The organism is Microbacterium sp. bgisy189, from assembly GCF_965345345.1.
GTDB lineage: Bacteria > Actinomycetota > Actinomycetes > Actinomycetales > Microbacteriaceae > Microbacterium.
Genome location: NZ_CBDRMZ010000001.1, coordinates 179,072 through 190,912 on the forward strand (window position 1 = coordinate 179,072; position 11,841 = coordinate 190,912).

Annotated in this window: 14 protein-coding genes; 8 read left to right on the top strand and 6 right to left on the bottom strand. The window is 69.2% G+C overall.

The annotated features are described in order from the left end of the window. Nucleotides 1-10 precede the first annotated feature (10 nt). The 3 genes from ACSF8R_RS00930 to ACSF8R_RS00940 are packed head-to-tail and all read right to left on the bottom strand — an operon-like array spanning nt 11 to nt 2,243. Nucleotides 11-730 carry an ABC transporter permease gene (locus ACSF8R_RS00930; protein WP_434809968.1) on the bottom strand — a complete coding sequence of 240 codons (720 nt, stop codon included), beginning with the start codon at nt 728-730 and terminating at the stop codon, nt 11-13. Continuing rightward, nucleotides 727-1,416: an ABC transporter permease gene (locus ACSF8R_RS00935; protein ID WP_434809969.1), complete on the bottom strand. Its 690-nt coding sequence runs from the start codon at nt 1,414-1,416 to the stop codon at nt 727-729. The genes ACSF8R_RS00930 and ACSF8R_RS00935 overlap by 4 nt, the downstream gene beginning before the upstream one ends. Next, the gene (locus ACSF8R_RS00940; protein WP_434809970.1) at nt 1,413-2,243 is read right to left on the bottom strand and encodes an ABC transporter ATP-binding protein; all 831 of its coding nucleotides are present in this window, start codon (nt 2,241-2,243) and stop codon (nt 1,413-1,415) included. Before ACSF8R_RS00940 ends, ACSF8R_RS00935 begins: the two co-directional genes overlap by 4 nt. A gap of 95 nt (nt 2,244-2,338) precedes the next feature. Here ACSF8R_RS00940 and ACSF8R_RS00945 point away from each other — a divergent pair, with 95 nt between their 5' ends. Next, nucleotides 2,339-3,766 carry a dihydrolipoyl dehydrogenase family protein gene (locus ACSF8R_RS00945; protein WP_434809971.1) on the top strand — a complete coding sequence of 476 codons (1,428 nt, stop codon included), beginning with the start codon at nt 2,339-2,341 and terminating at the stop codon, nt 3,764-3,766. A gap of 31 nt (nt 3,767-3,797) precedes the next feature. Here ACSF8R_RS00945 and ACSF8R_RS00950 read toward each other — a convergent pair whose 3' ends face one another. Next, the gene (locus ACSF8R_RS00950; RefSeq protein ID WP_434809972.1) at nt 3,798-4,265 is read right to left on the bottom strand and encodes a hypothetical protein; all 468 of its coding nucleotides are present in this window, start codon (nt 4,263-4,265) and stop codon (nt 3,798-3,800) included. A 54-nt stretch (nt 4,266-4,319) separates the two neighbouring features. Between ACSF8R_RS00950 and ACSF8R_RS00955 the strand changes: the two genes are divergently transcribed. The 3 genes from ACSF8R_RS00955 to ACSF8R_RS00965 are packed head-to-tail and all read left to right on the top strand — an operon-like array spanning nt 4,320 to nt 6,103. Further along, entirely contained in the window at nt 4,320-5,051 is a 732-nt protein-coding gene (locus ACSF8R_RS00955) for an NYN domain-containing protein (protein WP_434809973.1), read from the top strand. After that, nucleotides 5,048-5,449 carry a DUF3054 domain-containing protein gene (locus tag ACSF8R_RS00960; protein ID WP_434809974.1) on the top strand — a complete coding sequence of 134 codons (402 nt, stop codon included), beginning with the start codon at nt 5,048-5,050 and terminating at the stop codon, nt 5,447-5,449. The genes ACSF8R_RS00955 and ACSF8R_RS00960 overlap by 4 nt, the downstream gene beginning before the upstream one ends. 9 nt (nt 5,450-5,458) lie before the next feature. After that, nucleotides 5,459-6,103 carry an NAD(P)H-binding protein gene (locus ACSF8R_RS00965; protein WP_434809975.1) on the top strand — a complete coding sequence of 215 codons (645 nt, stop codon included), beginning with the start codon at nt 5,459-5,461 and terminating at the stop codon, nt 6,101-6,103. A gap of 16 nt (nt 6,104-6,119) precedes the next feature. Here the strand turns inward: ACSF8R_RS00965 and ACSF8R_RS00970 are convergent, their stop codons facing one another. Both ACSF8R_RS00970 and ACSF8R_RS00975 read right to left on the bottom strand, forming a co-directional pair. Then, entirely contained in the window at nt 6,120-6,839 is a 720-nt protein-coding gene (locus ACSF8R_RS00970; protein ID WP_434809976.1) for a cache domain-containing protein, read from the bottom strand. A gap of 53 nt (nt 6,840-6,892) precedes the next feature. Continuing rightward, on the bottom strand, nt 6,893-7,654 hold the full coding sequence (locus ACSF8R_RS00975) for a FadR/GntR family transcriptional regulator (RefSeq protein WP_434809977.1): 762 nt from the start codon (nt 7,652-7,654) through the stop codon (nt 6,893-6,895). A gap of 127 nt (nt 7,655-7,781) precedes the next feature. Between ACSF8R_RS00975 and ACSF8R_RS00980 the strand changes: the two genes are divergently transcribed. From ACSF8R_RS00980 to ACSF8R_RS00995, 4 genes are all read left to right on the top strand, one after another. Continuing rightward, nucleotides 7,782-8,864 carry an ABC transporter ATP-binding protein gene (locus ACSF8R_RS00980; protein ID WP_434809978.1) on the top strand — a complete coding sequence of 361 codons (1,083 nt, stop codon included), beginning with the start codon at nt 7,782-7,784 and terminating at the stop codon, nt 8,862-8,864. 50 nt (nt 8,865-8,914) lie between these two features. Continuing rightward, nucleotides 8,915-10,105, top strand: coding sequence for an extracellular solute-binding protein (locus ACSF8R_RS00985; protein WP_434809979.1), 1,191 nt, complete (start codon nt 8,915-8,917; stop codon nt 10,103-10,105). A 77-nt stretch (nt 10,106-10,182) separates the two neighbouring features. Beyond that, on the top strand, nt 10,183-11,010 hold the full coding sequence (locus ACSF8R_RS00990; RefSeq protein WP_434809980.1) for an ABC transporter permease: 828 nt from the start codon (nt 10,183-10,185) through the stop codon (nt 11,008-11,010). 9 nt (nt 11,011-11,019) lie between these two features. Next, nucleotides 11,020-11,829: an ABC transporter permease gene (locus ACSF8R_RS00995; protein WP_434809981.1), complete on the top strand. Its 810-nt coding sequence runs from the start codon at nt 11,020-11,022 to the stop codon at nt 11,827-11,829. Nucleotides 11,830-11,841: the final 12 nt, after the last annotated feature.

Here is an 11,841-nt window from a genome sequence, read left to right on the forward strand (position 1 = left end):
ATGCAGGGTCTCAAGAAGTGGCGACCGACGGGCGCCGGAGCGGGGTGAGTCGACGCGCCGGTCGCGCGGTCACGCCGTGTGGAACGACAACGCGCTGCAGCAGGGCGAACATTCCGTCGAGGATGAGGGCGAGCGCGATCACGACGATGGATGCGCCGAGCACTTGGTCGAAGCGGCGCAGGGGAATGCCCTGCAGGATGTAGAAGCCGAGCCCGCCGAGGCCGACGTACGTTGCGATCGTGACGGTGGCGACGACCTGCAGGGTCGCCGAGCGCAGTCCGCCGATCAGCAGCGGCAGTCCGAGCGGCACCTCGATCTTCCACAGCACCTGCCATGCTGTCATGCCGACAGCGCGCCCGGCATCGATCGTGGTGCGGTTGATGGCTTCGAAGCCGGCGTAGGCACCGGCGAGGATCGACGGGATCGCCAGCACGACGAACGACGCGACGGCCGCCTCGGTCTTGTGGGTGACGCCGAGGACGAGCCACAGCAGCACGACGAGTCCGAGGGCGGGGATCGCGCGCGCCGCGCCCGAGAGTGCGACGGCGAAGTCACGGCCGCGGCCCGTGTGGCCGATCAGCCAGCCGACGGGGATCGCGATGATCGCGGCGATCGCGACCGAGCCGAACGTGAACGCGAGGTGCTGCACGATCGCCTCCCAGAGGGGAAGCGAGCCGGTCGCGCGGTCGGGCGAGAAGATCCAGGCGAAGGCATCGATGAAGAGGTTCATGCGATCGCCGCCTTCGCGGAGCGTGCGGCGCGGCGCTCACGACGGGTGGCCGCGCGGGTGGGCAGCCACGGCATGAGCAGGCGCCCGGCGAGGGCGAGCACCAGGTCGACGATGATCGCGATGACGACGACGGCGACGACGCCCGCGAGCACCTCGGGGATGATCCGACGCTGCCCGCCGTTGGTGAACAGGTAGCCGAGGTTCTGGATGCCGATGAGGATGCCGACGGTCGCGAGCGAGATCGTCGAGGTGGCGGTGACCCGAAGCCCCGCGAGCATGACCGGACCGGCCAGCGGGAATTCGACGGCCCAGAATCGGCGCCACGGACCGTAGCCGACCGCGACGGCCGCCGCGCGGGCACTCGGGTCTGCGGATTCGAGTCCGTCGGTCACCGAGCGCACCATGATCGCGACGCCGTAGATGGTGAGCGCCACGATGAGGTTGATCTCGCTGTCCATGCGGAAGCCGAAGCTCGCGGCGAGCACCGCGAACAGCCCGAGCGACGGGATCGTGTAGAGCAGCCCGACCGTCGTGAGTACCGGTCCGCGGAGCTTCGTGTACCGGAACGCCGACCAGCCGATCGGCACCGCGATGATGAAGCTGAGCACGATCGGGACGATGCTCTGCCGCAGGTGATCCAGTGACAGGCTCCAGATGAGGTCGAGGTTGTCGAGGATCCAGCTCACGGTGACCCGTCGCCTTCGACGAGCACGCCCTGCGTGCGACCCGCGTCATCGACCAGCACCGTGCCGGTTGTCGTCTGCTTCGTGCGCAGGGCCCGTGACCCGCGCTCGAGTCCGACGAAGTCGCGCACGAAGTCGTTCGCGGGACGCTCGATGATCTCGCTGGGGCTGCCGACCTGTGCGATCCTGGCGCCCTTCTGCAGGATGACGACCTGATCGCCCAGGAGGAAGGCCTCGTCGATGTCGTGCGTGACGAAGACGACGGTCTTGTCGAGGTCGCGCTGCAGACGCAGCGTCTCGGCCTGCAGCTCCTTGCGCACGATCGGGTCGACGGCGCCGAACGGCTCGTCCATGAGCAGGATGTTCGGGTCGGCGGCGAGGCCGCGGGCGACGCCGACGCGCTGCTGCTGACCGCCCGACAGCTGCCGAGGGTACCGGCCCGCGAGGCTGCGGTCCAGGCCGACCACGTCGAGCAGTTCGAGGGCGCGCTCGCGCGCCTTGGCCTTCGGGGTGCCACTCAAGACCGGCACCGTCGCGACGTTGTCGAGCACCGAGAAGTGGGGGAGCAGGCCCGCGTTCTGCATGACGTAGCCGATGCTGCGGCGCAGCTGCACCGGGTCGCGTCCCGTGATGGGCTCGTCGTCGATGAGGATCTCGCCAGATGTCGTGTCGACGAGGCGGTTGATCATGCGCAGCAGGGTGGTCTTGCCGCACCCGGACGACCCCACGAAGACCGTCGTCTTGTGTGCGGGAATGCGCAGGCTGAAGTCATCGACCGCGACCGTGCCATCAGGAAACTGCTTGGTCACGGAGCGGAACTCGATCGCCATGGCATCCTCCGGGTCGGGGCTTCCCACCCAACCACAGCCGTGCGACATCGCGCACGGGGCTGGCATTCGGCGTCACACTCGGGTAGTGAGAGGACATGGCTGAGGATGCATACGACCTGATCGTCATCGGCGCGGGCCCGGTGGGAGAGAACGTCGCCGATCGGGCGGTGCGGGGCGGATTGAGAGCAGTGATCGTCGAACGCGAACTCGTCGGCGGCGAATGCTCCTACTGGGCGTGCATGCCGTCGAAGGTGCTGCTGCGCGCCGGAGCCGCGCGCGAGGCGGCTGTGCATGCGCCGGGTGCGGGCGTTTCCGCAGCCGGCGGAGTCGACGTCGCCGCCGTGCTGCGGCGCCGCGACGAGATCGTGCACGAATGGGACGACTCCGGGCAGGTGCGGTGGCTCCACGACGCGGGAATCGACCTCGTCCGCGGCCACGGACGCCTCACGGGCGAGCGTGAGGTGACCGTCACCGACAGTGCAGGTGGGAGCACCGTCCTGCGCGCGAACCATGCCGTCGCGGTGTGCACAGGGTCTGCCGCGCTTCTGCCCGATGTTCCCGGGCTGGCCGATGCGAGCCCCTGGACCAGCCGTGAGGCCACGGCTGTGCGCGAGGTTCCCGGGTCGCTCGTGATCGTGGGCGGCGGCGTCGTCGCGTGCGAACTGGCGACGGCGTACGCCTCGTTCGGCACGAGCGTGACGATGCTGGTGCGATCGGGGGTCCTCGGCGGACTCGAGCCGATCGCGGGCGAGGCTGTGCGGGCGGCGCTGCGCGCCGACGGCGTCGATGTGCGGTTGGGCGTCGAGCCGGTCGGAGTGGAGCGTGACCCCGACGGACGGGTGCTCGTCGCGCTGCCGGACGGCGAGGTGCGCGCAGACGAGATCCTGGTCGCGACCGGGCGGACGCCGCGCACCGGCGACCTCGGGCTTGACAGCATCGGGCTCGAACCGGGCACCTGGCTCGACGTCGACGACACGATGCGCGTGCGGGGGTCGTCCTGGCTCTACGCAGTGGGCGACGTCAACCACCGGGCTCTGCTCACCCACCAGGGCAAGTACCAGGCGCGAGCTGCGGGCGATGCCATCGCCGCCCGCGCACGCGGGGCTGCCGTCGACGACGGCCGGTGGGGGGCGCACGCGGCGACCGCCGATCACGGCGCCGTGCCGCAGGTCGTGTTCACGAACCCTGAGATCGCGGCGGTCGGTCGCACGGCCGCAGCCGCCGAAGCGGACGGTGTCGCGGTCGAGGTGCTCGACTACGACCTGTCATGGGTCGCCGGTGCGTCCACGCATGCCGACGGCTACCGCGGTCAGGCGCGCGCGGTCGTCGACACGGAGCGCGGCGTGCTGATCGGTGCCACCTTCGTCGGCGCCGACGTGGCCGAGTTGCTGCACGCGGCGACCATCGCGATCGTCGGCGAGGTGCCGATCGACCGCCTCTGGCACGCCGTGCCCGCCTACCCGACACTCAGCGAAGTCTGGCTGCGGTGGCTCGAGGCGTACGGGCGGCCCACCGGCGTCTGACGATGCCGGCGGGTCCGGGCGGCCCCAGGAGTCAGTGCGCCGACGCGAGGATGCCGCGCGCGGCGGCGAGCTGTGCGGCATCCCGAGCCCGCGCCCGGCGCTGCACACGCGAGATCTCGTACGCGACGATCACGACGATCCCGGCCAAGGCGAAGGCCGCCGACTGCGTGTACCCGGTGCCCGGTGGCGTGTCCCAATGGCCGCCGGCGATCCCCAACCAGATGCCGTATTCCGTCATCGGGTTGGCGAGCACCACGATGCCGAGCGCGATGATCGCGCCCATCGTGGCCGTGCCGCGGCTGAAGAACGTGGCGACCGCGGCCACGAGCATCGCCGCGATCCACAAGGCCAACAGGATGCCGCCGTTGGCGGGCCGGTCCATCGCGGTGTAACAGGCCGGGCTGCTGTGATCGGTCTGACACGGCACCCAGGCATGCCACGTCGCAACGGCTCCAGCGATCCCCATCGCGAAGAGCCCGATCCCCCAGAATCGGTTCATGGCGTCAGCGTAGCGCCCACTGCCGACACGGCGGAAGACTGACATGCTGGACGTATGGCACAGCCCAACGACCTGCTCGCCGTCCTGGTCGACGCCGACAACGTCTCGCCCGCCCGCATCGGCGCAGTCCTCTCCGAGATCTCGCAGTACGGCACCGCCTCGGTCAAGCGCGTCTACGGCGACTGGACCAAGCCGAACCTGCGCAGTTGGAAGGACGCGGCAGCCGACCACGTCATCCAGCCGATCCAGCAGTTCGACAACACGACGGGCAAGAACGCGACCGACAGTGCCCTCATCATCGACGCGATGGACCTGCTGTACACGCGCCGCTTCCAGGGGTTCTGCATCGTCTCGAGCGACAGCGACTTCACGCGACTGGCATCCCGTATTCGCGAGGAGGGCGTCACCGTCTACGGTTTCGGGGAGCGCAAGACCCCCGAGGCGTTCCGCAACGCGTGCGACCAATTCACCTACCTCGAGGTGCTCGAAGAGCCCGACACACTCGACCCCGAGGCGCCGCGCGAGCGGGTGCCGGGTGCGAAGCTGCGACAGGACGCGAAGCTGGTCACCACCCTGCGCACCGCCGCCTCGCACGCTGCCGGAGAAGACGGTTGGGCGAACCTCGGCACCGTCGGTCAGCTCGTGCGCAAGCAGCAGCCCGACTTCGACTCGCGCAACTGGGGCTACGCGAAGCTGTCGGACCTCGTCAAGGCGGTCGGCCTGTTCACCGTCGAGACCAAGCCCGGCGGCATGCGCCTGAAGGACAAGAAGAAGGTCGCCGCGTGAGCGCACGGCTCGTGCTGCTCGCGGCGCTCGCCGACGTCGTCTTCGTGACGGGCTTCGCCCTCACCGGTCGGCTCAGCCACGAAGAGCATCCGCTGCTCGGTTTGTGGACGACCGCGTGGCCCTTCCTCGCCGGCCTGGCGGTCGGCTGGCTGCTCACGCTCGCATGGCGTGCACCGACTGCGCCGCTGCGGACGGGTGTCGGCGTGTGGGCGGTCACGCTGGCGGGCGGGATGCTGCTGCGCGCCGCATCCGGTCAGGGCACGGCACCGGCGTTCATCATCGTCGCGGCGATCGTGCTCGCGGTGACCCTCGTGGGGTGGCGGGCGGTCGCCGCCCTCGTTCGCCACCGCCGTCTCGTCGGAGCTGCGGCCGGAGCCGAAGCGAGCAGGGGAGCGTAGGCTCGAAGGATGTCGCGCATCCTGTTGATCGGCGGCCATGGCAAGGTCGCCCTGCTGCTCGAACCCCTGCTCGTCGACGCCGGACACGACGTCACCGCCGTCGTTCGGAACTCGGAACACGAACACGACGTCGCCGCGACCGGGGCCACCCCGCTCGTCGCAGACGTCGAGCACCTCGACGTCGCAGCGCTGACTGATCTCGCGCGCGGCCATGACATCGTGATCTGGTCGGCCGGGGCCGGGGGCGGCAACCCCGACCGCACGTACGCACTCGATCGCGACACCGCGATCAGGTCGATGGATGCCGCCGCTGCGGCAGGCGTCCGCAGGTACCTCATGGTCTCGTACTTCGGTGCCCGAGCAGACCACGGGATCGACCCGGACAACCCGTTCTTCGCATACGCCGAGGCGAAAGCCGCCGCTGATGAGCACCTGCGCGCGAGCGACCTCGACTGGACGATCCTGGCCCCCAGCACCCTCACACTCGACGAACCGACGGGGCGCATCGACGCAGAGGCCACGGCATCCGGATCCGTCTCACGCGCCGATGTCGCAGCGGTCACCGCCGCGGCCGTCGACGAGCCCGCAACGATCGGCCGCACCGTGCGCTTCAACGCCGGCGACACCCCGATCGCCGAAGCCCTGCGCGGCTGACAGACGCGGAAACGGATCAGGCCAGGCGCAGCACCTCGAGGTCGACGTGGCGGCACGCGCGACGCTCTGCGATGTCGACGCGGTCTGCGCGCAGCACGTCGCCGGCCGAGAACCGGTCGTCGGTGGAGACCAGCACCCGGGAGACGCCGTTGACGAGCACCAGCGGCGTCGTGAGGGCGTGCAACGGGGGAGTGAGTCGGCGTTCGATCGTCTCGATGAGCACGTCGAGGCCGGCGACACCAGCGAAGCGGCCGTCGACGGTGACCGGCGCGGCCGCCGTCATCGTGTACTCGTCGCTGCAGAGGTAGTCGACGTACGGCCCCGCCACGTGGGGGCGCCCCGTCGCCTGCGGCACCCGGAACCACTCCAGGTCGCGGTAGTCGATCGCCTGCTTGACCGACTGCGCAGGGAAGACGAGCTTTCGGCGGTCAGCGCCCTGCCACCAGGCGAGATGGCTTGCGGCGTCGGAGAGCAGGCCGACTTCCGCGATGAATCCCGCACCGTAGACCGGTTCGGTGGGGTGGTCGAGCATGCCGATCGCGTGCGGCTGCACGAGATCGTCGAGCCGGGACACCGTCAACTGCTCGTCGCCCTGGTCGCCGAGTTCGGCGGCGATCCGATCTGCGTGGGACTGCAACGGCTCGAGCAGCGCGGCGAAGTACGCCGAGACCGTCTCGACGGCACGGTCGAGCGCCGCATCGGCGATGGCGACGTCGACGGAACGGGTCGCTGACATGGGGGTCTCCTCGGGTGGCTGTGTGACGGCATCGTACACACGCCGTGTCACGGTCATGTCTCGTCGTTCTGCGCTCGCAGGGTGAGCAGAGCACGTGTCGCCTCGGTGACGGCGAGTTCGGTGAGCCGGGCGGCCTCGACGTCGTCGCCGTCCGCAACCGCGTCGAGGGTGGCATCGAGCAGGGTGCGCTGCCGGGCGCGCGTGTCGCCGTCGAGCAGGCGCAGCAGCGGCGAGAGCTCCGCCTGCAGGCGCATCTGGTCCCGGGTGAGCCGTGCGGATTGGCTGAGCGCGACCAGTTCCAGCTGCAGATCGTCCATCGTCTGACGCCACAGGCCGGCATCCTCGGTGTCGAGGCGGCCCATCTTGGCGCGGATCGTGTCGATCTCGCTCGGCGCCGACCGGCGTGCCGCGAGCCGCACCGCCGCGACCGTGATCGCGGCGTAGTGCAGCGCGAGATCGCGCAGCGCGAGCCCGCTCGAAGCGCGCAGCGCCTCGCGGGCGAACGCGAACGGGTCGGCAGACTCCGACACGAAGCTGCCGCCGTGGCGGCCGCGCCTGGTGACCACGAGTCCGCGCGCGCGGAGGCCGAGCAGGGCTTCGCGCACCGTGACGGGGGCGACCCCCATGGTGCGGGCCAGGTCGGCCTCGGAGGGGAGGCGTTCCCCGGCGCGGAGATGGCCGCCGGTGATGGCGTCGGCCAGCCGCTTCTCGACGAGTTCGGCGCGTCCCTGTTCGCCGATCGACGTGAACATCGCCCCTTGCAGGCGGTGCGGGCGTCGTTCGGATGCCGTGGGCTGGCTGGTCACGCTCTCCATCCTCTCACCGGGGTCCGTCGCGGCAGCGAGCGACCGACACGATCTGGACACACGCTTGAAATATAACCTCTGTTTCTATATGTTTACTCGTGCTTGGAGCACAGAGTCGTCCCGAGGAGTTCTGCAAATGCCGCCCACTGCCGCACCCGGAACCGCCGCCGACAGCGCGGCCCACACCGCCGGTCGAGGTGACGTCGTCCTGTCACAGGTCACCAAGACCTTCGGATCGATGACGGCCGTCCACGACCTCGACCTCGAGGTGCAGGCGGGGGAGTTCCTCTCCATGCTCGGGCCGTCCGGCTCCGGCAAGACCACCGTGCTGCGCATGATCGCCGGGTTCGAAGACGTCACGAGCGGCAGCATCCGCATCGGCGGCGACGAGATCACCCGCATCCCGCCGCACCAGCGTCCCGTCAACACCGTGTTCCAGGACTACGCCCTGTTCCCGCACCTGACCATCGCCGAGAACGTCGCCTACGGGCTGAAGGTGCGCGGCCAGTCCCGCGCCGCACGCCAGGCCGCCGTCGCCGAGGCGATCGACCAGGTGCGGCTCGGTCACGTCGCAGACCGACTGCCGCACCAGCTGTCGGGCGGACAGCGGCAGCGCATCGCGCTGGCCCGCGCCCTCATCCTCCGCCCGCGCGTGCTGCTGCTCGATGAGCCGCTCGGGGCGCTCGACAAGCAGTTGCGCGAAGAGATGCAGATCGAGCTCAAGCGCATCCAGCGCGACGTCGGCATCACGTTCATCTTCGTGACGCACGACCAGGAGGAGGCGCTCACCCTGAGTGACCGTGTGGCCGTGTTCAACGACGGCCGCATCGAACAGGTCGGCACCGCCCGTGAGGTCTACGAGTACCCGCAGACCGAATTCGTCGCACGGTTCCTCGGGCTGTCGAACATCCTCCCGGCGCCGGTCGCCGAGAAGCTCACCGGCACCGCGGCGGCCATCAGCATCCGCCCAGAGCGGGTGCGTCTGCTCGAGCGGGATGCCGACGCCCCGACGACCGCCGGCGACGTCGTCGTGGAGGGCACCGTCGCCGAGATCGTCTACACCGGGCCCACCACCCGCGTGCTCGTCGACGCGGCCGACGGGCTGCGCCTGATCGCAGAGACGCAGAACACCCACCACCCCGCAGCCGACGTGCACGTCACCCGCGGTGACCGCGTCCGCGTCGCCTGGGCGGCCGACCACGCCGCCGTCCTGCCCTGACTCCCCACCCGCACCACCTCGGAAACCACCAGAGAAACAAGGAGCGATCCATGAACAGCAGACTGATCGCCGGCGCGGCGGCCATCGCGGCCGTCACCCTGGCCCTGTCCGCCTGCAGCGGCACCACCACCGACGGCGGTGGCGGCGACGCCCCCGGCGGCCTGCAGATCGACGTGCCCGACGTGCCCATGCACGAAGAGATGGGCGACTACGAAGGCTCGGTCGACATCGTCGCCTGGAGCGGCTTCGTCGAGCCGGCCTGGTCGGACCAGTTCACCGCAGACACCGGCTGCACCGTCAACCGCCGTGTCGCCGGCACGAGCGACGAGATGGTCCAGCTCATGCGCACCGGCGACTACGACCTTGTCTCGGCATCCGGCGACGCGAGCCTGCGCCTGATCGCCGGCGGCGACGTCGCCCCGCTGAACCTCGACCTCATCGAGAACTTCGGCGACGACATCGTCCCCGGCATGAAGGGCCAGCTGTACGACACCATCAACGGCAAGTCGTACGGTGTGCCCATCGGTCGCGGCGCGAACATCCTGCAGTACAACAGCGAGGTCGTCACCGAAGAGCCGACGAGCTGGTCGGTCGCGTGGGAGGCAGACAGCCCCTACGCCGGCAAGGTCATCGCCTACGACGCGCCGATCTACATCGCCGACGCCGCCGTGTACCTCATGGCCACTCAGCCCGACCTCGGCATCACGAACCCGTACGCGCTGGACCAGACCCAGCTGGACGCTGCGATCGAGCTGCTCAAGCAGCAGAACGGCATCGTCTCGGAGTACTGGGCCGACCCCGCCGCGCAGATCACGTCGTTCGTCGGCGGCAACACCGTGCTCGGCACCTCGTGGGAGGTGCTGCGCAAGCTCACCGAAGACGAGAAGTACAAGTCGGTGCTGCCCGAAGAAGGCTCGACCGGCTGGTCGGACGCGTGGATGCTGTCGGCAGAGTCCGACGCGCCCAACTGCGCGTACGCGTGGATGGACTACACGAGCTCGCCCGAGGTCAACGGCGCGATCGCGATGAACTTCGGCATGGCTCCGGCCAACGCCGCGTTCTGCGACCTGAACGACGAGGCTGCCGCGCACTGCGAGTACTACAACGCACTCGACGAGGAGTACTTCGAGAAGGTGTGGTTCTGGACCACCCCGATCGAGCAGTGCATCGACGGCCGCACCGACGTCACCTGCACGAACTTCCAGCAGTGGACCGACGCCTGGCTCACCGTCAAGGGCTGACGCCCTGACCGGATGCGGGTGGTCGGCGCCGGTCGCCCACCCGCATCCACCCCCACATTCACGAAGGGAACGCGCACATGAAGCGTCGCGCACAGCTGGCGGGCCTGCTCGCCCTGCCGATGCTGTGGCTGGTCGGCATCTACATCTTCTCGCTGGTGATGCTGCTGGTCACCGCGTTCTGGACCACCGACCCGTTCACATCGAAGGTGACCCCCGGGTTCACCACCCGCAACTTCGAGCAGCTCGTCGCGAACCCCGCGTACCTGTCGACGGCGGTGCGGACGCTCGTGATCGCCCTCGCGGTGACCGCACTCAGCATCCTCATCTCGGTGCCACTGGGCATTTTCATGGCCAAGATCGCACGGCCATGGCTACGCGCGGTGCTCGCCGTGGCGATCACGCTGCCGCTGTGGGCCGGCTACCTCGTGAAGATCCTGGCGATGCGCGTCACCTTCACCGAAGAGGGCTTCTTCAACTGGGCGTTCGCGCCCCTGGGGATCACCGGTCCCGGATTCAGTGAGACGACCGTCGTGCTCACCCTCACCTACCTCTGGCTGCCGTACATGGCGGTGCCGGTGTACACCGCGATCCGCCAGCTGCCGCCGAACCTCTTCGACGCCGCAGCCGACCTCGGCGCAGGTGCCTGGCGCACCATCCGCACCGTGGTGCTGCCGCTCATCAAGCCGGCGATCATCGCCGGCAGCATCTTCACCTTCTCGCTGAGCCTCGGCGACTACATCGCCGCGAAGTTCGTCGGCGGTTCGACTCAGATGATCGGCAGCATCATCGCGTCGAACATCAACCTGAACCCGCCGATCGCTGCCGCCTTCTCGGTCGTGCCCATCGTGTTCGTCATCGTCTACCTGCTCAGCGTGCAGCGCAGCGGCGCGCTGGAGCGGATGTAAGGGGTCGTCATGCTCAGGCTTTCGCGTTCGGCCAAGATCGGCCTCGGGGTCATCGTCGCCGTCGTGCTCGTGTTCATGTACGTGCCACTGGCCCTCGTCATGCTCAACTCGTTCAACGAGGCGCGCATCGCGAGCTGGCCCATCCGCGGGCTGTCGCTGGAATGGTGGGGCAAGGCGCTCGTCAGCGAACCCATCCGCCTCGCGATCTGGAACTCGATCCTGGTGGGGCTCGGCGCCACCGCGATCGCCCTCGTGCTCGGAACCCTCGTCGCCTTCGCGCTGCAGCGGTACGCGTTCTTCGGCAAGCAGACCGTCAACCTCCTCGTCGTGCTGCCGATCGCCCTGCCCGGTGTGGTCACCGGTGTCGCGCTGAACAACACGTACAACCAGCTGCTGGAGCCCATCGGCATCCAGGTCGGCTACTTCGGCATGATCATCGCGCACGCGACCTTCTGCATCGTGATGGTCTTCAACAATGTGTTCGCCCGCCTCCGCCGGCTCAGCCCGAACGTCGAGGAGGCCTCGCGGGACCTCGGTGCGACGCCGTGGCAGACGTTCCGGCTCATCACCTTCCCGCAGTTCCGGTCGGCGTTCATCGCCGGTGGCATCCTCGCCTTCGCGCTCTCGTTCGACGAGGTCGTGGTGACGATCTTCACGGCGCCGCCGGGCGTGGACACCCTGCCGCTGTGGATGATGAACCAGATGGCGCGCCCGAATGAGGCCAGCATGGTGAACGTCGTCGCCACCGTCGTCATCCTGTTCTCGCTCCTGCCGGTATGGGCGTCGCAGCGCCTGGGTCGCGAGGTCACCGACCGCTGACACGGGTTCCCC

Coding starts and splice junctions, on each gene's coding strand:
- ACSF8R_RS00930 (WP_434809968.1), bottom strand. CDS start 730: ATGAACCTCTTCATCGATGCCTTCGCCTGGATCTTCTCGCCCGACCGC.
- ACSF8R_RS00940 (WP_434809970.1), bottom strand. CDS start 2,243: ATGGCGATCGAGTTCCGCTCCGTGACCAAGCAGTTTCCTGATGGCACG.
- ACSF8R_RS00945 (WP_434809971.1), top strand. CDS start 2,339: ATGGCTGAGGATGCATACGACCTGATCGTCATCGGCGCGGGCCCGGTG.
- ACSF8R_RS00950 (WP_434809972.1), bottom strand. CDS start 4,265: ATGAACCGATTCTGGGGGATCGGGCTCTTCGCGATGGGGATCGCTGGA.
- ACSF8R_RS00955 (WP_434809973.1), top strand. CDS start 4,320: ATGGCACAGCCCAACGACCTGCTCGCCGTCCTGGTCGACGCCGACAAC.
- ACSF8R_RS00965 (WP_434809975.1), top strand. CDS start 5,459: ATGTCGCGCATCCTGTTGATCGGCGGCCATGGCAAGGTCGCCCTGCTG.
- ACSF8R_RS00970 (WP_434809976.1), bottom strand. CDS start 6,839: ATGTCAGCGACCCGTTCCGTCGACGTCGCCATCGCCGATGCGGCGCTC.
- ACSF8R_RS00975 (WP_434809977.1), bottom strand. CDS start 7,654: ATGGAGAGCGTGACCAGCCAGCCCACGGCATCCGAACGACGCCCGCAC.
- ACSF8R_RS00980 (WP_434809978.1), top strand. CDS start 7,782: ATGCCGCCCACTGCCGCACCCGGAACCGCCGCCGACAGCGCGGCCCAC.
- ACSF8R_RS00985 (WP_434809979.1), top strand. CDS start 8,915: ATGAACAGCAGACTGATCGCCGGCGCGGCGGCCATCGCGGCCGTCACC.
- ACSF8R_RS00990 (WP_434809980.1), top strand. CDS start 10,183: ATGAAGCGTCGCGCACAGCTGGCGGGCCTGCTCGCCCTGCCGATGCTG.
- ACSF8R_RS00995 (WP_434809981.1), top strand. CDS start 11,020: ATGCTCAGGCTTTCGCGTTCGGCCAAGATCGGCCTCGGGGTCATCGTC.